This window comes from Embleya sp. NPDC025285 (assembly GCF_055558835.1).
The window spans coordinates 1-24,104 of the sequence record NZ_JBVHLU010000134.1; the positions used below are offsets into that span (position 1 = coordinate 1).

Annotated in this window: 22 protein-coding genes and 1 riboswitch; of the genes, 14 read left to right on the top strand and 8 right to left on the bottom strand. The window is 72.5% G+C overall.

Annotation, left to right across the window (positions count from 1 at the left end):
* Nucleotides 1–134: 134 nt before the first annotated feature.
* Together ACZ4FV_RS46425 and ACZ4FV_RS46430 are read left to right on the top strand one after the other, a co-directional pair.
* The gene (locus tag ACZ4FV_RS46425) at nt 135–1,157 is read left to right on the top strand and encodes a WxL protein peptidoglycan domain-containing protein (RefSeq protein WP_402242184.1); all 1,023 of its coding nucleotides are present in this window, start codon (nt 135–137) and stop codon (nt 1,155–1,157) included.
* 43 nt (nt 1,158–1,200) lie between these two features.
* The gene (locus ACZ4FV_RS46430; protein WP_395874532.1) at nt 1,201–2,397 is read left to right on the top strand and encodes a hypothetical protein; all 1,197 of its coding nucleotides are present in this window, start codon (nt 1,201–1,203) and stop codon (nt 2,395–2,397) included.
* Nucleotides 2,398–2,456: 59 nt separating this feature from the next.
* Here the strand turns inward: ACZ4FV_RS46430 and ACZ4FV_RS46435 are convergent, their stop codons facing one another.
* Nucleotides 2,457–3,923: an alpha,alpha-trehalose-phosphate synthase (UDP-forming) gene (locus tag ACZ4FV_RS46435; RefSeq protein ID WP_395874534.1), complete on the bottom strand. Its 1,467-nt coding sequence runs from the start codon at nt 3,921–3,923 to the stop codon at nt 2,457–2,459.
* Between the two features lie 228 nt (nt 3,924–4,151).
* Between ACZ4FV_RS46435 and ACZ4FV_RS46440 the strand changes: the two genes are divergently transcribed.
* A complete protein-coding gene (locus ACZ4FV_RS46440; protein ID WP_395874536.1) occupies nt 4,152–4,556 on the top strand; it encodes a peptidase inhibitor family I36 protein in 405 nt (134 codons plus the stop codon).
* Nucleotides 4,541–5,506, top strand: coding sequence for a hypothetical protein (locus ACZ4FV_RS46445; RefSeq protein WP_465327049.1), 966 nt, complete (start codon nt 4,541–4,543; stop codon nt 5,504–5,506). Before ACZ4FV_RS46440 ends, ACZ4FV_RS46445 begins: the two co-directional genes overlap by 16 nt.
* Nucleotides 5,507–5,528: 22 nt before the next feature.
* On the opposite strand, the gene ACZ4FV_RS46450 is transcribed toward ACZ4FV_RS46445, so the two are convergent.
* On the bottom strand, nt 5,529–6,506 hold the full coding sequence (locus tag ACZ4FV_RS46450) for a glucosyl-3-phosphoglycerate synthase (RefSeq protein WP_395874540.1): 978 nt from the start codon (nt 6,504–6,506) through the stop codon (nt 5,529–5,531).
* 192 nt (nt 6,507–6,698) lie between these two features.
* Nucleotides 6,699–6,851, top strand: a riboswitch (SAM riboswitch).
* A gap of 16 nt (nt 6,852–6,867) precedes the next feature.
* Here ACZ4FV_RS46450 and thrC point away from each other — a divergent pair.
* The 7 genes from thrC (at nt 6,868) to ACZ4FV_RS46485 (ending at nt 14,738) form a co-directional block, all read left to right on the top strand.
* Nucleotides 6,868–8,148, top strand: coding sequence for a threonine synthase (gene thrC / locus ACZ4FV_RS46455; protein ID WP_402242178.1), 1,281 nt, complete (start codon nt 6,868–6,870; stop codon nt 8,146–8,148).
* Complete coding sequence (locus tag ACZ4FV_RS46460; protein WP_395874544.1) at nt 8,145–8,423, top strand: ubiquitin-like small modifier protein 1; 279 nt, start codon at nt 8,145–8,147, stop codon at nt 8,421–8,423. The genes thrC and ACZ4FV_RS46460 overlap by 4 nt, the downstream gene beginning before the upstream one ends.
* A gap of 421 nt (nt 8,424–8,844) precedes the next feature.
* Complete coding sequence (locus tag ACZ4FV_RS46465) at nt 8,845–9,048, top strand: cold-shock protein (RefSeq protein ID WP_020557826.1); 204 nt, start codon at nt 8,845–8,847, stop codon at nt 9,046–9,048.
* A gap of 451 nt (nt 9,049–9,499) precedes the next feature.
* Nucleotides 9,500–11,125, top strand: coding sequence for a chaperonin GroEL (gene groL, locus ACZ4FV_RS46470; RefSeq protein WP_020557825.1), 1,626 nt, complete (start codon nt 9,500–9,502; stop codon nt 11,123–11,125).
* A gap of 214 nt (nt 11,126–11,339) precedes the next feature.
* Complete coding sequence (locus ACZ4FV_RS46475; protein WP_395874546.1) at nt 11,340–11,927, top strand: Uma2 family endonuclease; 588 nt, start codon at nt 11,340–11,342, stop codon at nt 11,925–11,927.
* Nucleotides 11,928–12,219: 292 nt separating this feature from the next.
* On the top strand, nt 12,220–13,734 hold the full coding sequence (locus tag ACZ4FV_RS46480) for a hypothetical protein (RefSeq protein ID WP_402242174.1): 1,515 nt from the start codon (nt 12,220–12,222) through the stop codon (nt 13,732–13,734).
* Nucleotides 13,731–14,738, top strand: coding sequence for an ARPP-1 family domain-containing protein (locus ACZ4FV_RS46485; protein ID WP_395874550.1), 1,008 nt, complete (start codon nt 13,731–13,733; stop codon nt 14,736–14,738). The genes ACZ4FV_RS46480 and ACZ4FV_RS46485 overlap by 4 nt, the downstream gene beginning before the upstream one ends.
* Here ACZ4FV_RS46485 and ACZ4FV_RS46490 read toward each other — a convergent pair.
* A complete protein-coding gene (locus ACZ4FV_RS46490) occupies nt 14,702–15,085 on the bottom strand; it encodes a hypothetical protein (RefSeq protein ID WP_395874552.1) in 384 nt (127 codons plus the stop codon). The two genes, ACZ4FV_RS46485 and ACZ4FV_RS46490, sit on opposite strands and share 37 nt — an antisense overlap.
* 45 nt (nt 15,086–15,130) lie before the next feature.
* Between ACZ4FV_RS46490 and ACZ4FV_RS46495 the strand changes: the two genes are divergently transcribed.
* On the top strand, nt 15,131–15,400 hold the full coding sequence (locus ACZ4FV_RS46495; protein WP_395874554.1) for a DUF4031 domain-containing protein: 270 nt from the start codon (nt 15,131–15,133) through the stop codon (nt 15,398–15,400).
* 40 nt (nt 15,401–15,440) lie between these two features.
* On the opposite strand, the gene ACZ4FV_RS46500 is transcribed toward ACZ4FV_RS46495, so the two are convergent.
* On the bottom strand, nt 15,441–16,103 hold the full coding sequence (locus ACZ4FV_RS46500) for an HD domain-containing protein (RefSeq protein WP_402242170.1): 663 nt from the start codon (nt 16,101–16,103) through the stop codon (nt 15,441–15,443).
* Nucleotides 16,104–16,184: 81 nt separating this feature from the next.
* Nucleotides 16,185–18,305: a HelD family protein gene (locus ACZ4FV_RS46505; protein ID WP_465327056.1), complete on the bottom strand. Its 2,121-nt coding sequence runs from the start codon at nt 18,303–18,305 to the stop codon at nt 16,185–16,187.
* A 1,178-nt stretch (nt 18,306–19,483) separates the two neighbouring features.
* Between ACZ4FV_RS46505 and ACZ4FV_RS46510 the strand changes: the two genes are divergently transcribed.
* Entirely contained in the window at nt 19,484–20,803 is a 1,320-nt protein-coding gene (locus ACZ4FV_RS46510) for a M14 family metallopeptidase (protein ID WP_465327058.1), read from the top strand.
* A 660-nt stretch (nt 20,804–21,463) separates the two neighbouring features.
* On the opposite strand, the gene otsB is transcribed toward ACZ4FV_RS46510, so the two are convergent.
* Genes otsB through ACZ4FV_RS46525 form a run of 3 tightly spaced genes read right to left on the bottom strand, consistent with a single transcriptional unit; the run spans nt 21,464 to nt 23,460 of the window.
* Nucleotides 21,464–22,315: a trehalose-phosphatase gene (otsB, locus tag ACZ4FV_RS46515; protein ID WP_395874560.1), complete on the bottom strand. Its 852-nt coding sequence runs from the start codon at nt 22,313–22,315 to the stop codon at nt 21,464–21,466.
* Nucleotides 22,316–22,325: 10 nt separating this feature from the next.
* Nucleotides 22,326–23,114 (bottom strand): LytR C-terminal domain-containing protein, encoded by a 789-nt coding sequence (locus ACZ4FV_RS46520; protein ID WP_465327061.1) that lies wholly within the window; start codon nt 23,112–23,114, stop codon nt 22,326–22,328.
* A gap of 10 nt (nt 23,115–23,124) precedes the next feature.
* The gene (locus ACZ4FV_RS46525; protein ID WP_402242161.1) at nt 23,125–23,460 is read right to left on the bottom strand and encodes a DUF3263 domain-containing protein; all 336 of its coding nucleotides are present in this window, start codon (nt 23,458–23,460) and stop codon (nt 23,125–23,127) included.
* A 159-nt stretch (nt 23,461–23,619) separates the two neighbouring features.
* On the opposite strand from ACZ4FV_RS46525, the gene ACZ4FV_RS46530 reads away from it, so the two are divergent.
* Complete coding sequence (locus tag ACZ4FV_RS46530) at nt 23,620–23,964, top strand: cupin domain-containing protein (RefSeq protein WP_395874566.1); 345 nt, start codon at nt 23,620–23,622, stop codon at nt 23,962–23,964.
* The last annotated feature ends 140 nt before the right edge of the window (nt 23,965–24,104 follow it).

Sequence of the window (24,104 nt, forward strand, 5' to 3'; positions counted from 1 at the left end):
GGCCCGGAGCGAAGCGGAGGGACACACCGTCCCGAGCGAGGGGCCGCTTTTTCTTGGAGGAGCGAAGCGGGGGAAAGAAAAAGCGGCGCCTCGCGAGCCGGCGACGAAGTCGCCCAAAAAAGGAGCACCCCCGCATGCGTCCCGCAGCCCGACTGTTGTGTGCCCTGTTCGCCACCGTGTTGCCGCTGATCGCGCTCGCGGCGCCCGCCCGGGCCGCCGACGAGTTCACCTGGGGCGTGCAACCGGCGGGCGGGCGCGACCACTTCGTGCTGACCGCCGGGCCCGGACAGACCCTGGTCGACGTGGTCGGCGTGTCCAACTTCGGCGACAAGCCGCTGACCCTGCGCGTGTACGCCACCGACGCCGTGCTCGCCGCCGACGGCGGGATGACCCTGCTGACCGCCGCCGAGCGGCCCAAGGACGTCGGCGCGTGGATCGGCTTCGACGCCGAGACGTACACGATCGCGCCGGGCAAGCGCGCGGACATCCCGTTCCGGCTGACCGTCCCGGCGGACGCGAGCCCCGGCGACCACACCGGTGCCATCGTCGCCTCGATCAAGGCCGAGGCGACCGGCCCCGGACAGCAGCGCTTCGACGTCGACCGGCGGGTCGGCGCTCGCGTGTACCTGCGGGTGGACGGCCCCGCCGTGCCGCGCCTGGCGATCGAGGACCTGCGGCTGTCCTACGACAACCCGATCGCGATGTCCGGCGGCGGCGAGGCGATCGTGCGCTACCGGGTCCGCAACACCGGCAACGTGCGCACCTCGGCGAGCGCCGAGACCACCGTCACCGGGCTCGGCGGGTGGCGGCTGGGTGGACCCGCCCGCGCCGCCCTCCCCGAGTTGCTGCCCGGCGCGACACACGAGGTGGTCCAACGATTCACCGGCGTCTTCCCGGCCGGTCGACTCACCGCGGACGTCACGGTCACCGGCAACCCGGCGACCGTGACCGCGAAGTCGACGAGCGTGTGGGCGCCGCCGTGGCTGCTGCTGGCCGCGCTCACGCTGCTGCTCGGCGCGCTGATCGCCTACGTGGTGACCGTGCTGCGCCGTCGCCGTCGCCGTCGCCGTCGCCGGGCCGCCGCCGCGCGCGATGCCGCCGCCGCGCCGAACGCCGCCGACGCCCCCACCGAAGTCACCGCCGACTCGACCGGCTGACCGCCCGCCGTCGCGTCGCCGCCCCGACCCTCCAGGAGTTCACATGTACACCTCGCACCGCCTCCGTCGCGCCGCGACCGCGGCCGCCGCGCTCGGCCTGGCCGGCGCCGGCGTGCCGGCCGTCGCCCACGGCGCCCTCGCCGCCCCCGCCGACACCCGCGCCGAGACCCCGGCCACACCCGCCGTCACCGCCTCGCGCAGCACCGAACTGGCCGCGGCCGGCGACGAGATCACCGTCGTCGGCCGAGGTTTCGCGCCCGGCGCGCGGGTCACCGTCGCGCTCTACGGCGGCGACACCGCCGACCGGACGGGCAGCCGTACTCTCGTCGCCGACGCGCGGGGCATCGTCGCCACGCCGCTGCGGGTGGGCACCGGATTCGCCCCGGACGCACCGGCGTTCGAGGTGCGGGTCGGCGCCGAGGGCGGGCCGGCCGCGAAGGTCGCGGTGACCTTCGCCGCGCAGGCGCCCGCCGGCGCCCCCACGTCGCTGCGCGCCGCACCGCAGGGGGCGGCCGAGCAGGCTCGGGCCCCACAGGCCGCTCCGCAGGCGGCGGCCGGCGGCGCCAAGCTGACCGTCACGCCGAGCACCGGTCTGGAACCGGCCGGCGCGTCGGTCACGGTCAAGGGCTCCGGCTACGTGGCGGGCAGCGGCAACGGGATCTACGTCGTATTCGGCCCCAAGGAGGCCGACTGGACCACCAACGCGGGCAACTACGGCGCCTCGAAGTGGCTCAAGGCGTACGGCGCGGACGGGATCAACCCGGACGGCACCTTCTCCGTCACCCTCACCGACGTCAAGGCCTCGTACAAGAACGGCGCGGGCAAGGACGTCGACTGCCTCAAGACCGAGTGCTACGTGCTGACCATGGCCGCGCACGGTTCGCCCGACCGCAGCCAGGACGCGTTCGTGAAGGTCTCTTTCAAGGGCGGCTCGACCACGGCCGGATCCGGCACGACGGCGGGGGCCGGCAGCACGACCGGCACCACCACGGGCGGCACCTCGGGCACCGGCTCGACCGGTTCGGCGAGCGCCGGCGGCGGGACGAGCGGGTCGACCGGCGGTGCGGCAACGAGCGGCTCGACCGGCGGCGCGGGCAAGTCCGGCGGCGGCAGCCTGCCGCTCACCGGGCCCGCCGGCCTGGTCGGTGCGAGTGTCGCCGGCGTCGCCCTGGTCGCCGCCGGCACGGTCGCGGTGGTGACCACCCGGCGCCGCCGCGGCACCCCGCCCGCCTCGGCCTGAGCGCCGCCGCCCCCGAACGCCGGTCGGACCGGCGTTCGGGGGCGGTTCGCCGGTCGCGGCTACTTGCCGAGCGCGTCCAACTGCTCCAGGAACCACTGCTGCGGGTTGAGCGCGACCGCCGCCGCGGCCAGCCGCTTGGTGCGTTGCAGCCGCTCCGTGGGCTCCATCGTGAGCGCCGTGTGCAGCGCCTCGGTGGTCTGCGACACGTCGAACGGGTTGACCACGATCGAGTCCTCCCCCAACTCCTCGAACGCGCCCGCCTCGCGCGAGAGCACCAGCGCGCAGCCCCCGTGCGCCTCGTCCAGCAGCGAGACCACCGGCACCTCCTTGGCGACCAGGTTCATCCCGTCCCGGATCGGGTTCACCAGCGCGACGTCGGCCAGTCGGTACGCCGCGAGCGAGCGCGGGAAGTCGTCGTTGACGTGCAGGATCAGCGGCTGCCAGTCGCCGGTGCCGAACTCGTCGTCGATCTCCTTGGCCACCCGCTGCACGGCGGCGGTGTACTCGCGGTACTCCGGGAGGTCGTGCCGCGAGGGGTAGGCGAACGCGACGTGCACCACCCGGCCGAGCCATTCCGGCCGGGTGCGCAGCAGTTCGCGATACGCCAGCAGACCGCGAACGATGTTCTTGGACAGTTCGGTGCGGTCCACCCGGACGATCACCCGGCGATCGCCCACCGCCTCGCGCAGCCCGGCGAGTCGGGTGTCCACGTCGGCGCGGGAGGCGCGCTCGCGCAGGAAGTCGGCGTCCGCGCCCAGGCCGTGCACACCGATCTCGGTCACGTGGCCCGCGTGCGTGACGGTCATCGCGTCCCGGTCCACCACCGCGTCGAGCACGTCCGCGCAGCAGTCCAGGAACGCGAGCGCCCAGCGCCGGGTCAAAAAGCCCGCGTGGTCGGCGCCGAGCACGCCCTCCAGGACGAACCGCGCGATGTCGTCGGGAAGCAGCCGGAAGTAGTCCGGCGGCGCCCACGGGGTGTGCGAGAAGTGCCCGATCCGCAGGTCCGGACGCAGCCGGCGGAGCAGCACCGGCACCAGGGTGAGGTGGTAGTCCTGCACGACCACCTTCGCGCCCTCGGCGGCCTCGTCGGCCAGTGCCTCGGCGAAGGCCTGGTTGTACGCCTCGTAGGAGGCCCACTCCTTGCGAAAGCGCGCGTCGAAGACCGGCTTGGACGGGGTGTCGTAGAGCAGGTGGTGGACGAACCACAGGGTCGAATTCGCTATGGCGTTGTAGGCCCGCGCGAAGGTGCCCGGATCGATGTCCAGCATCCGTACGGCCAGGCCACCGGTGTCGTGACCGGCCAGATCCAGCCGGCCCGAGGGGGCGGCCCGGGTCGCGGTGCGATCGGCCTCGCCCAGCGCCGAGCACACCCACACCGCGCCGGTCCCCTGGCCCGCGGTGGACAGTCCGGACACGAGTCCGCCGCCGCCGCGACTGACGGACAGCGTGCCGTCGTCCTCCAGTGAGAAGGACACGGGACCGCGATTCGAGGCGACCAGGACACCAGCGGGAGGGGGAGCACTCATGCCCCGACCCTAGCCACGCTTCCCGGTGCGCAAACCCGGCCCGATCGCCCCCGCGGCTCGAACGGTGTGGCGAGTATCACGTGCGCTTGTCATTACCGGGAGTAGCGGGGGTGTGCTTTCTCTTGACTCGTCGGGCCGATCCCGCCCGGGTTCGACCGGGGCTCTCCCCGCGGACCCGGTCGTTGGACGGGGTCCGAAAAAGGGCGACGGGGCAAGGGGGAATCGGGAATGGGCAACAATCGTGGCCTGGCCGCGGGCGCCGTGGCCGCCGCGTTGATCCTGGCGAGCGGCGCGACACCCGCGGTCGCCGAGGGCGACGGCGCGTGCAACGACGGCGACGCGTGTCTGTACTACAACTCGAACGCCAAGGGCGCGCGTTTCGACCATCGGTACAACGTGGCCAACTACTCGGGGTACCGGTTCATGCCGTCCCCGGACGGCAGCAGCGGCGCGTGGACGGCGGTCAAGAACAACGCGGCGTCGGTGTGGAACAACGATCCGACGCACATCCTGCGGATCTACTACGGCAGCAACTATCAGGGCCCGGTGCAGGAGATCGGTCCGAAGTCCACGGCCAATCTCGATCCGGCGCTGAAGAACAACAACGCGTCGGGCAGTTGGACCGCGCAGTAGTGCGCCCGCGCCGCGTCCCGGGCCCCGTCCTGGTGGGCGTCGTGCTGGGCGTCGTGTTGTGCGCCGCGTCGGCGGGGTGCACCGCGAGCGGCGAGCGCGCGGACCCGGCGGCGCGGGCGCCCGGCCGCGCCGACCCGTCGCTCCCGCCGCCGGGCGCGGTCCCGCCGGCGGGCGAGGTGGCCCGGCTCGACCTGCCGATCGCGGCCCACCTGCCGACCCCGGAGCAGCGCGCCCGGCAGACCGCGGCCGAACAGGTGCTGATCCGGGCCTGCCTGGGCCGGCTGGGCCTGACGTATCCGACCCCCGCTACGACGGACACCGAACCGGTGCTGCGCTCGCGCACCGAGCGCCGGTACGGGGTGGGCGACCCGGTCGAGGTGGCCGGCTGGGGATTTCGGCCGCCGGGAGTGGCGAAGGCGGGCGACAAGCCGAGCGCACCGGCCCTGGGCCGCGAGCTGGAGGTGGCGCTGTACGGCGCCGCGGCGGCGGACGGGCTGCCGCCGGCGCCGACCGAGGGCAGCGATCGGCCGGGACCGGGCTGCCTGGGAGAGGCGCGGTTCGCCCTCGGCGTCGATCCGGCGCTGGAGCGCGCGGCACTGCCGAGCCGGCTGGATGTGGAGTCGTTCGAGCGCTCGCGCGCGGATCCTCGGGTACGGCAGGTGCTCGCGCTGTGGTCGACGTGCATGCGGGGGAAGGGGTTCGACTACCCCGATCCGTTGGCGGCGGGCGGCGATCCGGCCTGGGACACGCCCGTGCCGAGCGCGCGCGAGATCGCGGCGGCGACCGCGACGGTGGCCTGCCGGGCCGAGCACAACGTCGCGGGCACCTGGTACGCGGTCGACGTGGCGTATCAGCGACAGGCGATCGAGCGTGAGGCCGCGGCGCTGACCCGGGTGCGGGCGGCCCGGGAGAACACCGTGCGCAAGGTCGCGGAGGTGCTCGGCAACTGAGCCCGCCGGCCCCGCCCGGCGATCAGCGCTCGACCAGGCGGGTTCGTGCGCGGTAGGCGGGCACGGTCGCCATCGCCGGCCGCTCCCGGGCCGCGACGTCGTGCGTACGCAGCCGGAAACCGCCCTCGTCCCGCTCGAACTGGGTCAGCGCGGTGCTCAGCTCGACCGGGTGCGCGCCGTTCGGGCCGCGCCGCAGCCGGCGCTCGACGGCCTGGAGTATCTCCGCCGCCATCCGGCCCAGCCCGGCCTCGTCCTGGTGGTTGTGCCGGCGCACCCCCACGTCCACCTGGGCCATCGCGTCCAGGCCGACCAGGCGCAGGGTGTCCACGAGCATCGCGGTCTCGACGCCGTAGCCGCACGGGAAGGGCAGTTGTTCCAGCAACGAGCGGCGGGCCGCGTACTCGCCGCCGAGCGGCTGGACGAAACCGGCGAGTTCCGGCCAGTGCAGGTTGAGCAGCGGACGCGCGACCAACTCGGTCACCCGGCCGCCGCCGGCGGGCACGATCGTGTCGCCGATCTCCAGCGGCCGGTCGTACATCGCCTTGACCAGTTGCACCGAGGTGTCGGTGAGCAGCGGGCCGAGGATTCCGGTGACGAAGTCGGCCGAGAAGTCCTTGAGGTCGGCGTCCACGAACGCGACGATGTCGCCGTCGGTGACCAGGAGCGAGCGCCACAACACCTCGCCTTTGCCGCGCACGGCCGGGATCGCGGGCAGGATGTCGTCGCGGTGCACGACCCGCGCGCCCGCGTCCGCCGCGATCCGGGAGGTGTCGTCGACCGATCCGGAGTCGACCACGACCAGTTCGTCCACCAGCGGCGCGCGCTCGATCAGCTCGGTGCGGACCACCTTGACGATGTCCCCGACGGTCGCCGCCTCGTTCAACGCCGGCAGGACGACGCTGACCCGAGTGTCTCGTTTGGCGTCAAGAAGCTTGTCGACGGGCCAGTCCGCGGCGACGGAGGACCGTCGTCGAAGCCAGGCGCTCACCTCGGGCTGCACGTTCGAAATCCCCTGTCGTCGCCGGTGTTCCGGCCTCGGTCACGGCCACCCTCCATCGTCTCGCGAGGTGGACCGGATGATCGACGCGGCACCGGTTCGGTTACAGTCGTCGTCACCGGTAACGACGATCGCACGTCGTGCCGGACAAACGCGGACCGGCCACCTCGCGAAGGGTGTGTCCACCGCCATAGCAGCTCATCCAGAGGGGCAGAGGGAACGGCCCGTTGAAGCCCCGGCAACCATCCGATCGTCATTCCTCGTGACGCGCTTTCGGCGCGAGCGAGCACCGGCGGATCGGACAGGTGCCAAGTCCGGCCCGTGGAACCCCACGGGTAAAGATGAGGACAGAAAGGCCCTCGCCATGGCGACACCCACCGCCACCCGTTCCACCAGCGCCACCTCCACCTCCACCTCCTTCGGTCCGGCCGTCGCGCTGTCGTGTCGCGAGTGCGGCGAACGCACCGAACTGGGTCCCAAGTACGCCTGCGAGTCCTGTTTCGGCCCGCTCGAGGTGGCCTACGACTTCGGCACCGTCACACGTGAGCAGATCGAGGCCGGCCCGCAGAACATCTGGCGCTACGCGCCGCTCCTGCCGGTGTCCGCGGACGTCGCGTCCCGGCCCAATCTGAACCCCGGTTTCACCAAGCTGGTCCGCGCCGAGAACCTGGGCCGCGAGCTGGGCATCGCGAAGCTGCACGTCAAGGACGACTCGGGCAACCCGACGCACTCCTTCAAGGACCGCGTGGTCGCGATCGCCGTCGAGGCCGCGCGCACGTTCGGCTTCACCACCCTCTCCTGCTCCTCCACCGGCAACCTGGCCGGCGCGGTGGGTGCCGCCGCCGCCCGGGCGGGCCTGCGGAGCTGCGTGTTCATCCCCTCCGACCTGGAGGCCGGCAAGGTCGTCACGGCGGCCGTGTACGGCGGCGAGCTGGTCGCCATCGAGGGCACCTACGACGAGGTCAACCGGTTCTGCTCGGAGCTGATCGGCGACCCGGCCGGTGAGGACTGGGGCTTCGTCAACGTCAACCTGCGGCCGTACTACGGCGAGGGTTCCAAGACGCTCGCGTACGAGATCGCCGAGCAGCTCGGCTGGCGGCTGCCCGAGCAGATCGTCATCCCGATCGCGTCGGGTTCGCAGCTCACCAAGATCGACAAGGGCTTCCGCGAGCTGATCGCGCTGGGGCTGGTCGAGGACGCGCCGTACAAGATCTTCGGCGCGCAGGCCACCGGGTGCTCCCCGGTGGCCGCCGCGTGGAAGGCCGGCCACGACGTGATCCGCCCGGTGCGGCCGGACACGATCGCCAAGTCGCTCGCGATCGGCAACCCGGCCGACGGCCCGTACGTGCTGGACGTGTGCAAGCGCACCGGCGGCGCGGTGGAGGACGTCACCGACGCCGAGGTGGTCGAGGCGATGAAGCTGCTGGCCCGCACCGAGGGCATCTTCGGCGAGACCGCCGGTGGCGTGACCGTCGGCTGCCTGCGCAAGCTGCTCGCGTCCGGCGCGCTGGACCCGGACGCCGAGACGGTCGTGCTCAACACGGGCGACGGCCTCAAGACGTTGGACGCGGTCACGCCGACCACCGGCGCCACCGCGACCATTCGACCCACTCTGGAATCCTTCCGAAAGGCCGGCCTGGCATGAGCGTCTCCGTTCGCATCCCGACGATCCTGCGCACCTACACGGGTGGGGCGGCCGAGGTGTCCGTCGAGGGAAGCACCCTCGCCGAGGTCCTGGACGCCCTGGAAAAGGACCACACCGGAATTCGCGCACGCATCCTCGACGACGAGGGCAAGCTGCGCCGCTTTGTGAATCTGTACGTGAACGACGAGGACGTGCGCTTCGCGGACGGTCTCGCCACCACGATCCCCGACAACGGCAGCGTTTCGATCATCCCGGCGGTCGCCGGCGGTTGCTGACGCGATAGGCGACCTTGTCGATCTTCATCGGCACGGACCACGAAACGGAACCGAGAAATCCGCCGTCCGGAGCACCGGGCGGCGGATTTCCTCTCTCCCCGGCCGACGTGCGTTACACGTGTTTACCCGGGTCCATTTCCCCGCTTTGGCGGCGTTGCGTCGGTAAACCCGTGGTCGAGATCACACCCGATATGTATCGAAAGTCGTTTTCCTGACGTATTGAAATACGGCTTTCCTGGTGATTCACGAAGAATGCGAGCTTTATTCACTCGGGAATTCTCGTCCGATTGACCTGTTGCTCCGGGCATCCGTCCGGATACATTCAGCCGCGGTCGTAGCGGAAGGCCGGGTCCTTCTGGATACGAACCCGGAGCTGCGGCGTGCAGTATCCGTGAAAGGGCCAGTAACAGGGGAGTTAGGAATGGCTCAGGGCGCCGTCAAGTGGTTCAACGCGGAGAAGGGGTACGGCTTCATCGCGGTCGACGGTGGTGCGGACGTTTTCGTCCACTACAGCGCGATCCAGATGGACGGGTACCGGACGCTCGAGGAGGGGCAGCGAGTCGAGTTCGAGATCTCGCAGGGGCAGAAGGGGCCGCAGGCCGACATGGTCCGCGTCACCGCCTGAACCAGGGGGCATCCGCTCCTCTGCTTGAAACGGTCCACACCACGGACTGCACGACACATCGCAGCACAACACTTGTCCCGATCTCTCGTCCGGCCTGTTGTCCGATGGTCGGATCGGATGCGTATCGGGTGTGATCAGCGACCGGGGCCCGGCCTTCCCGCCATGCGGGGGCCGGGCCCCGGTCGTTGTACGTGCGGCCGTGCGGACCCGCGCTTCGTGCGACACGCGCGGGGGTGTGCGCGGACGGGTCGGGACCGGCCGTTGCGCTTGCACTCGGCATGGTCGAGTGCTAATCATTGGCGTTAGCACTCTGGATGTGAGAGTGACAGAAACGGACCGAGCCGGTGAGGCTCGGCACCCGTGAGGGAGGGATCCTCGCGGTGGTCGGGTCGTCCGTCGCGGGCACCTGTGCGGTCCGGCACTCACCCCCGTTCTGGGAGGACTTCACCACATGGCCAAGATCATCGCGTTCAACGAGGAAGCGCGCCGCGGCCTCGAGCGCGGGATGAACCAGCTCGCCGACGCCGTCAAGGTCACGCTGGGCCCCAAGGGCCGCAACGTCGTGCTCGAGAAGAAGTGGGGTGCGCCCACCATCACCAACGATGGTGTGAGCATCGCCAAGGAGATCGAGCTCGAGGACCCGTACGAGAAGATCGGTGCGGAGCTGGTCAAGGAGGTCGCGAAGAAGACGGACGACGTCGCCGGTGACGGCACGACGACCGCGACCGTCCTCGCCCAGGCGCTCGTACGCGAGGGCCTGCGCAACGTGGCCGCCGGCGCGAACCCGATGGCCCTCAAGCGTGGCATCGAGAAGGCCGTCGAGGCCGTCTCCGAGCAGCTTCTCGCGCTTGCCAAGGACGTCGAGACGAAGGAGCAGATCGCCTCCACCGCCTCGATCTCCGCCGCGGACCCCCTGATCGGCGAGATGATCGCCGAGGCCATGGACAAGGTCGGCAAGGAAGGCGTCATCACCGTCGAGGAGAGCAACACCTTCGGTCTCGAGCTCGAGCTCACCGAGGGCATGCGCTTCGACAAGGGCTACATCTCGCCGTACTTCGCGACCGACATGGAGCGCATGGAGGCCGTCCTCGAAGACGCCTACGTGCTCATCGTCAACTCGAAGATCACCTCGGTGAAGGACCTCCTCCCGCTGCTGGAGAAGGTCATGCAGTCGGGTAAGCCGCTCATGATCATCTCCGAGGACGTCGAGGGCGAGGCCCTGGCCACGCTCGTCGTCAACAAGATCCGCGGCACCTTCAAGTCCGTCGCCGTCAAGGCGCCGGGCTTCGGCGACCGTCGCAAGGCCATGCTCGGCGACATCGCCATCCTCACCGGTGGCCAGGTCATCTCCGAGGAGGTCGGCCTCAAGCTCGACACCGCGGGTCTCGAACTCCTCGGCCGCGCCCGCAAGGTCGTCGTCACCAAGGACGAGACGACCATCGTCGACGGTGCCGGTGACTCGGACCAGGTCGCGGGTCGGGTCAACCAGATCCGCGCCGAGATCGAGAACTCGGACTCGGACTACGACCGCGAGAAGCTCCAGGAGCGTCTCGCGAAGCTGGCCGGCGGCGTTGCCGTGATCAAGGCCGGCGCCGCGACCGAGGTCGAGCTCAAGGAGCGCAAGCACCGCATCGAGGACGCGGTGCGCAACGCGAAGGCCGCCGTCGAAGAGGGCATCGTCGCCGGTGGTGGCGTGGCCCTGCTCCAGGCGTCGACCATCGCGTTCGACAAGCTCGAGCTGGACGGCGACGAGGCGACCGGCGCGAACATCGTGCGCCTGGCCGTCGAGGCCCCGCTCAAGCAGATCGCGGTCAACGCCGGCCTCGAGGGCGGCGTGGTTGTGGAGAAGGTGCGCAACCTGACCCCGGGTCACGGCCTCAACGCCGCGACCGGCGAGTACGTGGACCTCATCGCCGAGGGCATCATCGACCCGGCGAAGGTCACCCGTTCCGCGCTGCAGAACGCCGCGTCGATCGCCGCGCTGTTCCTGACCACCGAGGCTGTCATCGCCGACAAGCCGGAGAAGAACCCGGCCCCGGCCGGCGGCGCTCCGGACATGGGCGGCATGGACTTCTGATCCGCTGAGGATCGGTAGACCCGCACGGTCTTGACGCGAGAGGCGGTCCCCTTCGGGGGGCCGCCTCTTTCGCGTTCCCGGGACGGATTGCGGCGGTGTTCGAAGCGTGTTCGCTCGTTCGAGTGGCGGTGGCGACTTACCCTGAAATGGTCTCCGGGCGGCACATAGCGTCGCTCCTGCTACAGCGCGGACCGAGGTGGATGAGGTGGACGACATGACCGCACCCGTGATCGAGGCGAGCGACACCTGGCACCGACTGGTGTCCACGTGGCAGGAGCTGGACGTGCCCGACGGCTGGCGCGCCGAGATCACGGGGGGAAGCATCGTCATGTCGCCACCGCCGGCAAATACGCACAATCTGATTGCGTCCCGCCTCCAGCGGGCGTTGCTTACGGTCACCCCGGAGAACTGTGAGATCTTCCAAACGCTCGGTGTGAGTATCGCGCCGATGTTTCGGCTCTACATCCCGGACGTCGTCGTGATGCCGGTCGACGACATCGGGTTGGATCCCGAACACGACACGGCGCCGACCCCGGCACGGTGCGCCCTCCTCATCGCCGAGATCACCTCCAAGGACAATGCGGACCACGATCGGGTAACCAAGCTCGAGGCCTACGCCCGGGCCCAGGTGCCGCTCTACCTGCTCATCGACCGCTGGGACAAGGAGGGTCCTTCCGTGAAGCTCTTCTCCGCGCCCGACGGCAGGAGATACCACGGGGAACTCCGGGTATCGATCGGCGAGTCGATCACCATCCCCGAGCCTTTCGGAATCGACCTCGATACGTCGCTCTTCGGGGTCTGATTCGACTCGACCGATATTGGCCGGCGTCGGCGGCACCTCGCTCGTAGGCTCGTGGTGCGACTCCGGGAACTACGCGTTCCTTCTGTCTTGGCGTACAAGCGCTTTTGGGGTGCTTGGGGTTCGAATCCCTATCCGGGACCCGTGACCTGCCCGGAGTCGCGTGCCATCGCACCCGGGGAACTGCGTGTTCGTACAGAGCCGTTTCCCATGGGTCGGAAGCGGTCCCAGGTTCGTCCGGGGACCACACACCGGACCCGCGACCTGCCCCGGGTGCCCACGGGGGAGCCTTTCGATGACCGAGATCACCCGCGCCCTGAGCGCCGACAATCCGGCCCGCGCCGAGGCCGCCGCCACCGTCGTCCGCTTCCTGGACGTCGCCGTGGCCGCGACCGGGCGGGCCTCCTTCTACAACACCCGCGACGAGCAGCTCGCCTTGGAGCAGGACGCGCACCGCGCGATGATCGCACTGGACCGGCGGTTGTACGCGGGTCTGGTGTGCTCCCCCGGAGCCACCGACCGCAGCCGGCAGCTCGGCGTGCTGCACCTGCTCGACACGCCCGCGCGCGAGGACGACGGCACCGCCGTGTACGACGCGGTGGCCGCGCTGACCGTGCCGCGCCGACTCAAGCTGTTCGGGCTGCTGGCCGAGCGGCGGGTCAACAACGCGCGGGTGCGCCGGCTGATCCTGCGCAGCGTCCTGGGCTCCGGCTCACTGGAGTTGTGGTCGGTGCGCTACCGGGACAAGCTCGCCGGCGCCCTGCGGCACGCGTGGGGTCTTCGGCTGAGCGGCATCCTGCGCTCGATCCTGACCAAGCAGCTCGCCGGCGCGGAACTCGACCCGAAGGAACTGCGCATCCTAGCCCGCGAGCTCGACCGCTGGGCGCCCGACCCGGCCGACGCCGCCGTCACGCGCGAGTGCGTCGCGTTCGTGCTCGGCGCCGACGGCCCGTACACGCTGCCGCTCCCGGTCGCGTATCGAGCCGCCCGCACCGACCTGGACGCGGGCGCGGCACTGCCGCTGGAGACGCTCGAAGGGCTGCGCGGCCGATTCCACCCGGACGAGAAGCCCGCGCGCGTCCTGGCGCTGACCGCCGATCGGCTGACCGTCGGCCAGCGGCTCGCCGGACAGCGGCAGGCCGAGCGCGCGGGCGTCGAGGTCGAGGTCGACCTCGACCGCTACGACGCGGTCCGGCTCTACCTCTACGCGTTCGCGACCGGGATGACCGACGAGGTCGCCGCGGCGCTGGATCGGCGGGCCGCGGCCGGTGCCGCCGGGCTCGACCTGGCCGGCCGTCGGATCGCCCTGGTCCTGGACGGGTCCGCCTCGATGCGCGGTGGCGCCGATCAGCCGCTGCGGCCGATCGCCACGGTGCTCGCGCTGCGCGACGCGCTGCGGGCGGCGGCGGGCGAGTGCCACGACGTGTGGATCGGCGGCGCCCCGGACGGCCGACTGGTGCGACCCACCGGCGCCACGGCGGCGGCCGAGGCCCTGGTCGCCGCGCTGCGCACCGGCGCCGAGCTGATCGTGGTGATCGGCGACGGCTACGAGAACGCGCCCGCCGGGCGGTTCGCACAGGTGCTCGACGCCGCGCACACCCTCGGCGTCGCGGTGCCGGTGGTCCAGCTCTCGCCCGTGCTCGCGGCCGAGGCGGGCGGCCTGCGCGGCTACGCGCCGAACCTGCCCACGGCCCCCGTCCATCGTCCCGAGGTTCTCGAACTCGCTTGGTGCCGGCTGATGTTGGCCGCCGACCCGGCCGCCGCCGTACCCGCCCTGCTGCGCCTGGCCCACCTGGAGGTGACCGGATGAACACCCTCGCCCACGACGCGCTGCCGATCGGCGACCTGCTGACCGGCTGCACCCTGGGTCGGGTGCAGAGCGTCGGCCGGATGCAGGTGTTGCCGCTGCTCGGCGACACCTGCGACGCGCCCGCAGTGACGCTCCCGACCGATCTGTGGATCGGCACGAGTGGCTACGGCACGCTCACCTTCGTCAACCACACGCCGAACGTCGCGCTGGTCCCGTGCCACCTCGCGGTGATCGTCGAGCAGAGCGCGCAGGACCACGCGATGCCACGCGCCGCCATGGTCGAGCCCTCGGATCGGCTCGCCTTCGACGCGGCGATGTGCGTCCAGCAGACCCAGCCCGGGCTGATCCCCGAGGCGCCGCGGCCGCTCGCCGTGCTGCCGCTCGCGCTGCGCGCCGCCGCGTCGGCGAGCGCGGACGCGGACGGGTACAGCAGGTTGTGGCCGGCCGTGCAGCGCTTCAACGTGTCCTCCGGCCTCGCCGAGACCGGGAACCTGGCGCTGTTCCTGAAGCACTTCGCGCTCGAGCTCGAACGTTTCGTCGCCGAGTTCGAGTGCGTCGACGAGCAGGTGGGCGCGGTGGTGCTGCTGGACGGCGAGATCGCCGGGATCGAGCGGGCGCCCTCGCGGGCGTACTGGTCGGCGATGTGGGAGCCGCTGATCCGGTTCTGCTACGGCGCGGAGGCGCTGCGTTACGGCCTGCACGACGCGGGTGATCCGCCGCCGAGCCGGACCGTGCTGAGCCTGCCCGGCCGCGACGGCGCGGCGGCCGGCGACCCGTACGACGTGCTCGCCCAGGCGCTGCGGGTCGCCGACGCCGAGGAGCGGCGGCGCGCCGAGCACACGCTGGACGCCGCCGGCGCGCAGGTGGTGACGGTGACGCCGGAGCACACGGCCGCCGGTGTCACCGTGGGCCGGGCGCAGAGCGAGCGGCTGGTCGGCGCGTACGCGGTCGGCGGCGACCGGCCGATCTACGCGTCGTTGACGGCGCGCTCGTTCGGCGGCTGAGTGGGCGCGAGGCCGCCGAGCGGGGCGATCACCTCGGCGTCCCGTTCGCAGACCCAGTGCGGGTCCTCGCCCAGCTCGGGTTCGAGGTAGAGCGGGTGGTCGTCGTGCCGCGGGCACGGCGGCCACACCGTGCCCTGCTCGGTGAGCGCCTCCTGGACGTCCTGGCCGATCAGTCCGGGGACGTACGCGGCGCCGTCGGGCCACTGCTCGACCCACCACTTGCGCTCGACCAGCGCGTGCTCGACCACGGTCACGGTCTCGGGGGTCTCGACGCCGTGCGTGCGCAAATCGGCCAGGACCAGGGCGCGGGCGGTCAACAGGGCGACGTCGGTCGGATCCTTGCTCATGGTCCACAAGTGTGCGCGATCGCGGCGTATACGAGAATCGACGGCGTGGCACTCCTCATCGATCCCCCGGCCTGGCCCGGACGCGGGCGGCTGTGGTCGCACCTCGTCAGCGACGTCTCGCACGCCGAACTGCACGCGTTCGCACGCGAACTCGGCGCGCCGGAGCGTGCGTTCGACCGGGATCACTACGACGTCCCGGCCGACCTGTACGCGCGGGCGGTGGCGAACGGGGCCGAGCCGGTCTCCAGTCGGGAACTGGTGATCCGGCTGACCCGGGCGGGGCTGCGCCGGCGCAAGCGGTACCGCCCGCGCTAGACGCGGCGGCGTCCGCCGTGCCGAGCCGGCAGGCGCCGGGTCAGGACTGCTGGCGCGGGATCGTGCCCTCGAGTCGTTCCAGCTCGGCGCGCATGTTGTAGCGGGCCGCCTCCTCGTACCGTGCCGCGCCCAGGCGGGTGTGGAACAGCCGGGGCAGCGACATCAGGTCGCGCAGCACGGCGGCGCGGGCGGCGCGGAACGCCTCGTCCGGAACGAACGCGTACTCCTCGCGGACCGCCGCCGTGTACGCCTCGTAGCGCTCGCGGTCGGCGGCCAGGATGGCCAGGTCCGCGTCGCACAGGACGTGCGCGTTGTGGTCGTGCTCGCCGGGCGCGTGCTCGGCGGTCACCCGGACCAGGCGCACCGTCTCGGCCACCAGGGCCGGGTCCACGCCCGCCTCGCGCAGGCCGCGCTCGGCCAGCCGCGCGCTGCGCTCCTCGTTGTCGGCCCGGGCCGGGTCGTAGACCGCGTCGTGGAACCACGCGGCGAGCACGACCGCGTCGGCGTCGTCGGCCTCGTAGGCCAGTTCGCCGACCAGGTCGAGCACGGTGCGCAGATGGTCGGTGTCGTGATAGCGGCGGTGCGGCTCGGCATAGCGCGCCAGCAGGCTCTCGACGACGGCGCCCGCCTCGGCGTGCTCACCGACGAGCCGGGCCCATTGGTCCCGCAGTGTCACAGTCGCGGACTCCTGGATACGTTCCACCCGGCCAGCATGGCAGAACGAGCGAGCGAAGCCGACCACCAACCGGTTCGACACACGCGGTTCACTCGTATTGGATGCCCGTCACCGATGCGGCAGGACCGGTACCGCCAGCGGTTCCGGGAGCGGGCGCGCGTGCAGCACGACCAGCGCGGACACCGCGCGGGTGAGCACCACGTAGAGCCGGCGCAGCCCCTGGGCCTCGGCGTCCACGATCTCGGCCGGTTCGGCGACCGCGACGTGGTCGAACTCCAGACCCTTGGCCAGTGACGCGGGCACCACGCTGATCCGGGCCTCCTCGGCGCCGCCCTCCTCGCCCAGCACCCGGTGCGCGGCGCCGGTCGCGCGCAACGCGTCGGCGACCTCCGACACCCGCGCGTCGGCGCAGATCAGGCCGATCGAGCCTTCGTGCGCGAGCAGTTCCAGGGCCGCGTCGGCGGACCGGGCGGCCAGTTCGTCGGCCTCGACCGGGCGCAGGGCGAGTGCGCCGGCCGCCTGGCGGACCGAGGACGCCGGGGCCAGGCCGGGGGCGATCACCGGCAGCAGCCGGCTCGCGAACTCCAGGATCTGGAGCGGCACTCGGAAGCCCCGGGTCAGCTCCTCGACCCTGGCCCCCTCGTGCCCCAGGTGGTGCAGCGTCTGCGCCCAGCCGAGGGTGGCCCACGGCGTGGTGCCCTGCGCGATGTCGCCGAGCACCGTGGCCGAGCCGGTGGAACAACGCCGGCCCACCGCGCGCAGTTGCATCGGGGACAGGTCCTGCGCCTCGTCGATCACCACGTGTCCGTAGCCGCCGGTGCGGTAGAGCAGGTCGGCGGTCTCGTCCACGAGCACCGCGTCGGCCACGGTCCAGCGCGCGGATCCCACCCCGCGCGGCGGCGTGGCCCAGCCGATCGCGGCCTGTTCGTCGGCGGTCAGTACGCCGTCCGCGCACGCGGCCCGGAACCCGGCGTCGCCCAGCAGCCGGAACACCAGCTTGAGCGGGTCCACCGCGGGCCAGATCGCGTCCACCGCCGCCTTGACCGGTCGGCTGCGCGCGACCGCGTCCTGGACCCGGTCGTCCGGGGATTCGCCGCGCTCCTCCATCTTGGTCAGCAGCGCGTGCGCGAGCCGTTGGCGGAGCATGTCGCGCGCGGCGCCGTAGCGCACGTCGCGCGTGCGCAGCGCGGCCACCAGTTCCTCGACCTCGTACACCGCCAGTCGCCATGTGCGCGAGTCGCGGACCACGGCCACCGACTCGGTCGGCGCGCGCAGCCCAGACCACACCGCGCGCCGGAGCACCTCGGCCATCCGCGCGTCGCCCTTGATCGTGCCGGACTCCGCCTCGTCGAGTGCCCGGACCTTGATCTTGGAGGTGCGGGTGACCAGGTCCTCGACGGTGGTCTGGCCGACCTCGATCTCGCCGAGCGCGGGCAGCACCTGCTGGATGTAGTCGAGGAAGGACCGGTTCGGGCCGACCACCAGGGTGCCGCTGCGGGCGAGGCGGTCCCGGTAGGCGTACAGCAGCCAGGCCACGCGGTGCAGGCCGACGGCGGTCTTGCCGGTGCCGGGCGCGCCCTGGACGCACAGCGTGCGGCCCAGGTCGGAGCGCACGATCTCGTCCTGCTCGGGCTGGATGGTCGCGACGATGTCGCGCATCGGCCCCACGCGCGGGCGCTCGATCTCCGCCGCGAGAATCCCGCTCGCGGTGTCCGCCTCGTCCGGGTCGCTCAGGTGCTCGTCCTCGAACGCGGTCAGCTCGCCCGCCGTCCAGCCGAACCGGCGGCGCAGTTCGACGCCGAGCGGCTCGGCGCGGTTGGCCTGGTAGAAGGCGCGGGACAGCGGCGCGCGCCAGTCCACCACCATCGGGTCGCCGAGTTCGTCGTGCACGTGTCGGCGGCCGATCCAGAAGGACTCGACCGGCTTGCTCGGGTCGGCGCTCACCTCGACCGGTTCGACGCCCTCGACGCCGTCGGCGAACCGGCCGTCGACCCGGCCGAAGAACAGCGGCGAGCCGGCGTGGTCGGCCAGCGCGGCGATCCGCTTGGCGATCAGGTGTTGTGCGGTCTCGTTGGCGACGGCGGTGGCACCGACATCGCGCAGGTCCAGTGCCTCGGTCTCCTCGCGCATCCGGCGCAGCGCGGCGCGGGAGGAGTCGAGGTAGGCGCGTTCGACGGCGAGCGCGTCGTGGGTGGGCAGGGCGGGGCCGGGTGTGGCGGGCGCGGACATGTCTCTCCGGTTCGTGGCGGCGACGGATCGGAGCCCGGCCGTGCGCGATGTCACGTCCTGGTGCGCCCCTGCGGAGGGCACGGGCCGGGCGCCCGAAGGCGGCGGCCCGCGCGGCCCACCGGTGCCGGGCGCCGAGGACGGTTCCCGATCACTGCACTGGGTGGGACAGCGGAATCAGCGAGCCTAGGGGAGTCCGGCTCTCCCATCAACTCCCTATCGCAGGCCATGCTCTGTTGCCGAGGTGTGGAGGCGGAGGGACGGAAGGACCGCGAACGGACACCGGGTGGGGGTGGGTGACGGCCGAAAACGTGCGGGTTCGAAATGCGGGCTCGGCGGGTGGGTTCCATGCGTGGGTCCGATGCGCGGGCTCGGCGTGTGGGCTCGGCGCGCGGGTCCGACGGGCGGGCTCGACGCGTGGGTTCGGCACGCGGGCTCGGCACGCGGGTCCGACGGGCGGGTTCGACGGGCGGGTCCGACGCGCGGGTCCGACGGGTGGGTTCGACGCGTGGGTTCGACGGGCGGGTTCGACGGGCGGGTTCGACGCGCGGGCTCGGCACGCGGGCTCGACGCGCGGGCTCGACGCGCGGGCTCGACGCGCGGGCTCGACGCGCGGGCTCGACGCGCGGGCTCGACGCGCGGGCTCGACGCGCGGGCTCGGCACGCGGGCTCGGCACGCGGGCTCGGCACGCGGGCTCGGCACGCGGGCTCGGCACGCGGGTCCGACGCGCGGGCTCGACGGGCGGGTCCGACGGGCGGGCTCGGCACGCGGGCTCGACGCGCGGGTCCGACGCGCGGGCTCGGCACGCGGGTCCGACGGGCGGGCTCGACGGGCGGGTCCGACGCGCGGGCTCGGCACGCGGGTCCGACGCGCGGGCTCGACGCGTGGGTTCGGCACGCGGGTCCGACGCGTGGGTCCGACGGGCGGGCTCGGCACGCGGGCTCGACGCGTGGGTCCGACGGGCGGGCTCGGCACGCGGGCTCGACGCGCGGGTCCGACGGGCGGGCTCGGCACGCGGGTCCGACGGGCGGGCTCGACGCGTGGGTTCGGCGCGTGGGTTCGGCGCCCGGGTCCGACGCCCGGGTTCGATACGCGGGTTCGACGACGGCGTGGGTGCGTGGGCGATCGCTCGGGGCGGTGGCGGGGTGTCGATCGTGGTGAAGGGGAAGGTGGTTCGGGGATGAGGGCGTGGACGGCGAGGATGGTGCTCGCGATGGCACTGGTGGCCGGGATCGCGCTCGCGCCGGCTCCGCCGGGCAGTGGGCGCGGAGGCCGGGTACCAACCGGTTTCGAGCGGCGCGGCGGGACCGCCTGGACGACGCTCTCCCAGGAGCGCGACCTCCTGCGCGACCTGGTCTCGGCGAGCCCGGGTCCGGAACGGGCCGGGTGGGGCGCCGCGCGGGTCACCGTGACCCGGGTCGGCACCAGCGCGCGCGGCCGAGCGCTCGAACTGATCACCGTGGCCGGGATAAGTACGGTGCCCGAACCGGTCCGCGTGCTGTTCGTGTGCGGTCAGCACGGCGATGAGCCTGCCGGTCGGGAGGCATGCCTGAAGCTGGTTCGGGACCTGGCCGCCGATCGTTCGCCGGCGGGGCGTCGGCTGCTGGAGCGGGTCACCGTCCTCGTGCTGGCCACGCCGAACCCGGACGGACTGGTGGCGGGCACCCGCACCACCGCAGAGGGGGTGGATCTCAACCGCGACCACGTAGCGGTGAGTTCGCCCGAGGCACGGGCCATCCGGCAGATACTCCGCGAGGCGCGCCCGCACATCGTGCACGACCTGCACGAGTTCGACGTACCGACCGGCACATACCCGACGCCGACCCTGTACCTGTGGCCGCGCAACCTCAACGTGGCACCCGAACTACGGTCCCTGGCTATCGAGTTGACCCGCGATCGGATCGGCACCGCGCTACCCGCGGCGGGCTGGGCGGCGGGTGTCTACGGAGAGGGCACGGCGGGTCGGCAACTCGGCGGTGACGCGGACGAGCGGCTGCTGCGCAACGCAGCCGGGCTCGATCACGCGGTCGCGGTGCTGGTCGAGATCGCCCGGCGGCCCATCTCGGCTCTGGAACGCGCGGATCCGGGCCTCCTCGGGCGGCGGCGGGTGGCCGCGCACCTGGTGGCCGCGCGGGCCACGCTGCGGATGGCTGCCGAGCGCGGAGACACCATCGTCGCGGCGGTACGCGCGTCCCGGGAGCGGGCCATGCACGGCGGCGGACCGGTGTACTTCGACGGGGCCGACAACGTCCCGGCCGGCCGAACTGCGGTCGGGCCGATGCCATGCGCGTATCAGCTGACACCCACCGGGTACGCCGACGCGCGGGCCGCGTTGGCCGCGCACGGCATCCGGGTCGAGCCCGACCTGCGGGTGGAGACGGCGCAACCGGCGGGCGCGATGGCCGCGTTGCTGCTGGACCCGAGGGCACGCTTCGCGGTCGCGGAGGCAACCCCCTTGCCCTGCGCGGGAGAATCACCGGCGACCGGAGACAAGTCCTGATGGGACGGGCGGGCCCGGCGCGTCCCGAACGAACACGAGGCCGCGGCGACGAGCACCGACCGAGCGCACGAGCGCAAGGATCCCGAGCGAGCGCACGCGTAAGAACCCGCCGCGAGCAGTGCTCTCCACATGTGCGGTGCTCGCGTCGCAGTATGAGAACACTGCCCACAGCGAGCGCACCGCCCACATGGAGAGCGCCGCTCACAACGAGAGCACTGCCCCGTGACGAGACCACTGCTCACAACGAGAGCAGCGCTCTCAGCAGGAGCAACGCGTACACCGAGAGCACCGCTCGCCGTGAGAGCACCACCCATGACGAGAGCACTGCTCACAACGAGAGCACCGCACGCATTGGGAGCCGGCTCGCAGCGAGAGCACTGCCCGCCGTAAGCGCACCGCCGGCCGCGAGAGCATTGCCCGCGGCGAGAGCACCGCTCACACCAAAGAGCACCGCTCTCGCGCATGTGGGAGAGAGCACCGCTCACGGCGAGAGCACTGCTCGCAGTAAGAGCGGCGCTCACAGCCGAGAGCGCCACTCACACTCAAGAGCACCGCCCACAGCGAGAGCGCCACTCACACTCAAGAGCACCGCTCACAACGAGAGCACCGCACGCACCCCACACACTCTCCACCCGCCGAGAACAAAGCCGCCGAACCCGCCTATGCCCCCTCGACCCGGTCCGCGAGCGCGGCCAGTAGCTCGGCGACGCCCTCCGGGCCGGGGACGACCAAGTCGGCGCGCTCGGCCAAGGCGTGCACCTCGGCCGAGCCGCTGCACACGGTGAGGCCGGCGACGCCCTGTTCGCGCAGTTCCTCGACCGCCTCGAAGGCGGCGAGGTCGCCGAGGTCGTCGCCGGCGAAGAGCACCGACCCGGCCTGCTTCTCCTTGAGGAAGCCGGTCAGCGCGCGGCCCTTGTCCATTCCCCGGGGACGCAGTTCCAGCACGTAGCGGCCCGGCTCGACGGCCAGGTCGTGCCGCGCCGCGAGTTCGGCGAGCGGGTCGCGCAGCAGCGCGAAGGTGGCGTCCGGGTCCGGGGCGCGGCGGGTGTGCACGGCCAGTGCGCTGCCCTTGTCCTCGATCCAGGTGCTGTTCCACACGTCGAGCGAGTGCAGCAGTCCGGGCAGCGCGAGCCGCACCTCCCCCACCCCGCGCGGTGGCTCGGGCGCGCTGACCCGGCCGGTCGCCGCGTCCCAGCGCTCCAGGCCGTAGTGGCCCAGGACGACGAGTTGTTCGAGCCCGGCGACGCCGCGAAAGCGGCCGTACTCGACGGCGACCGCGGCGGGACGACCGGTGACGATCACCGTCGCCGCCAGGTGCGGGGTCAGTCGGGACAACGCCCGGACCGCGCGCATGTCCGCGCGGGCCTGGTCCGGGCGGTCGACGATCGGGGCGAGCGTGCCGTCGAAGTCGAGCGCGACGACCGCTCGGGCCGGCTCGCCGAGCAACGCGGCGAGGCCCGTGCGACCGGCCGGCGTGGTGGGTTCGGGCAACGTGGACCGGTTCGAGGTCATGCCGACCAACCTACCCAGTGGTCAGCGAACCGAGCAGGCGATCCGCCGGCGGCACCACTTGGTCGTCGACCACGATCACGGTGAGTCGATGCAGCGGGATGCCGGCGAAGGCCGGCTTGATCCGGCCGATCCCGGGCAGCGCGGCGGCCAGCGCGCGCGCCTGCCGTTCCTGGCCGACCGGGTGGTAGACGGTGGTGGCCGGGACCGCGCCGCGGAACACATCGGTCCCGCTGACCTCCCAGCCCGCCGCCTCCAGCCGTCGGGCCATGCGCTCGGCGAGCGTGGGCACCTTGGTCTGGTCGAGCAGCACCACCTTGCCGCGCGCTCCCCGGGGCGCCGAGGGGGCCCGGGCGGGCGGCGCCGGGCGGGCCGACACGGCCGGGGCCGCGACCGGGGCCGGTGCGGGAGCGGGAGCGTTTCGGGCGCGGTCCGCGGCCACGCGGGTCGCGGGCTCGTCCCGGCCGATCGCGAGCGCACCCGCCGCCGCGCAGAGCGCCAGGAGCGCGGCCACCGGGAGCAGGCCGCGCCGGGGACGCCCGGGGCCGGCCCGGCGGGCGGGGGCGGGGGACGCCCGCAGCCCGCCGATCAGATCGCGCTCGGTCGGCACCGCGCGCCCGCCGCCGACCGCCTCGGCCCGCTCGGCCCCTTCGGTCCACTCGGCCCCTTCGGCCCCTTCGGCCCCTTCGGCTCGCCCGGTCCGCTCGATCTCCTCGGCCCACAGGTCCTCGTTGGTCCAGATCAGGCCGTACCGACCGAAGCCGGCGAACACGTCGTACTCGTCCTTGCGGCGGGTGAACACCCCCGGCCCCTCAGTGCCCGGATCGACGCGCGGTGGAGCGGGCCTGTTGCCGCGCCTCGCGCAGCCGACGCAGCCGCTGCACCAGCATCGGGTCGTGTTCGAGCGCCTCCGGGCGGTCGAGCAGCGTGTTCAGTACCTGGAAGTAGCGGGTCGCGGAGAACCCGAAGCGGTCGCGCACGGCGCGTTCCTTGGCACCCGCGTGCTTCCACCACTGGCGTTCGAATTCGAGGATGTCCCGGTCCCGGTCGGACAACCCGCCGGCGGGAACCGCTCCGGAGGAGGTCGCCGCGGCGCCCTGCCCGGGAATCACGGGCGGCTCGGGCCGCGCGTCGTGTTCCTCGCCCATCGGTCACCCCTTCGGTACCTCGCCCGGGCCCGTCGACCCGCTTCCGGCATTCTGCCCGCCCGCGCCGACGGACCATCGCACCGGCGCGGTGATTCGCCGGAAAAGCCCACGAATCACCCGAGGGAGGGCGTCGCGGCAGTGGCCTATATGCTCCGCCGCATGTCTACTTTTGCCGTCCATATCCCCGCCGCCGAACTCGAAGCCGACCCGCTCGACCCGGCCCAGATCGTCTCCGGCACGCCCGAGGTCTCGGGCAAGGTCCTGTGGGAGTCCGAGGACGGCAAGCAGATCCGCGGCATCTGGCAGATCACCCCGGGCGTGGTGACCGACACCGAGGCCAACGAGCTGTTCGTGGTCGTCTCGGGCCGGGCCACCATCGAAATCCGGGGCGGCGCGACGATCGAGGTCGGCCCGGGCGACGCGTGCGTGCTCGAAGAGGGCGACGAAACGGTGTGGACGGTGCACGAGACGCTGCGCAAGGCGTACCACATCACCCTGCCGTAGCCGCCGCGTCCGCGAACACGCCGAAGCCCACAGGCCCCCGAGGCCTGTGGGCTTCGTGTTTCCCGGGGTCGTCCCGGGCCGTGGGTCGTCCGGGTTACTTGACCGATCCGGCGGTCAGGCCCGATACGACGTGCTTCTCG

Bases quoted from the DNA above. Each gene is read 5' to 3' on its own strand.
- groL (WP_020557825.1), top strand. From the start codon at position 9,500: ATGGCCAAGATCATCGCGTTCAACGAGGAAGCGCGCCGCGGCCTCGAG.
- ACZ4FV_RS46530 (WP_395874566.1), top strand. From the start codon at position 23,620: ATGTCTACTTTTGCCGTCCATATCCCCGCCGCCGAACTCGAAGCCGAC.
- ACZ4FV_RS46465 (WP_020557826.1), top strand. From the start codon at position 8,845: ATGGCTCAGGGCGCCGTCAAGTGGTTCAACGCGGAGAAGGGGTACGGC.
- ACZ4FV_RS46510 (WP_465327058.1), top strand. From the start codon at position 19,484: ATGAGGGCGTGGACGGCGAGGATGGTGCTCGCGATGGCACTGGTGGCC.
- ACZ4FV_RS46505 (WP_465327056.1), bottom strand. From the start codon at position 18,305: ATGTCCGCGCCCGCCACACCCGGCCCCGCCCTGCCCACCCACGACGCG.
- otsB (WP_395874560.1), bottom strand. From the start codon at position 22,315: ATGACCTCGAACCGGTCCACGTTGCCCGAACCCACCACGCCGGCCGGT.
- ACZ4FV_RS46525 (WP_402242161.1), bottom strand. From the start codon at position 23,460: ATGGGCGAGGAACACGACGCGCGGCCCGAGCCGCCCGTGATTCCCGGG.
- ACZ4FV_RS46485 (WP_395874550.1), top strand. From the start codon at position 13,731: ATGAACACCCTCGCCCACGACGCGCTGCCGATCGGCGACCTGCTGACC.
- thrC (WP_402242178.1), top strand. From the start codon at position 6,868: ATGGCGACACCCACCGCCACCCGTTCCACCAGCGCCACCTCCACCTCC.
- ACZ4FV_RS46475 (WP_395874546.1), top strand. From the start codon at position 11,340: ATGACCGCACCCGTGATCGAGGCGAGCGACACCTGGCACCGACTGGTG.
- ACZ4FV_RS46440 (WP_395874536.1), top strand. From the start codon at position 4,152: ATGGGCAACAATCGTGGCCTGGCCGCGGGCGCCGTGGCCGCCGCGTTG.
- ACZ4FV_RS46435 (WP_395874534.1), bottom strand. From the start codon at position 3,923: ATGAGTGCTCCCCCTCCCGCTGGTGTCCTGGTCGCCTCGAATCGCGGT.
- ACZ4FV_RS46490 (WP_395874552.1), bottom strand. From the start codon at position 15,085: ATGAGCAAGGATCCGACCGACGTCGCCCTGTTGACCGCCCGCGCCCTG.
- ACZ4FV_RS46430 (WP_395874532.1), top strand. From the start codon at position 1,201: ATGTACACCTCGCACCGCCTCCGTCGCGCCGCGACCGCGGCCGCCGCG.
- ACZ4FV_RS46460 (WP_395874544.1), top strand. From the start codon at position 8,145: ATGAGCGTCTCCGTTCGCATCCCGACGATCCTGCGCACCTACACGGGT.
- ACZ4FV_RS46480 (WP_402242174.1), top strand. From the start codon at position 12,220: ATGACCGAGATCACCCGCGCCCTGAGCGCCGACAATCCGGCCCGCGCC.
- ACZ4FV_RS46425 (WP_402242184.1), top strand. From the start codon at position 135: ATGCGTCCCGCAGCCCGACTGTTGTGTGCCCTGTTCGCCACCGTGTTG.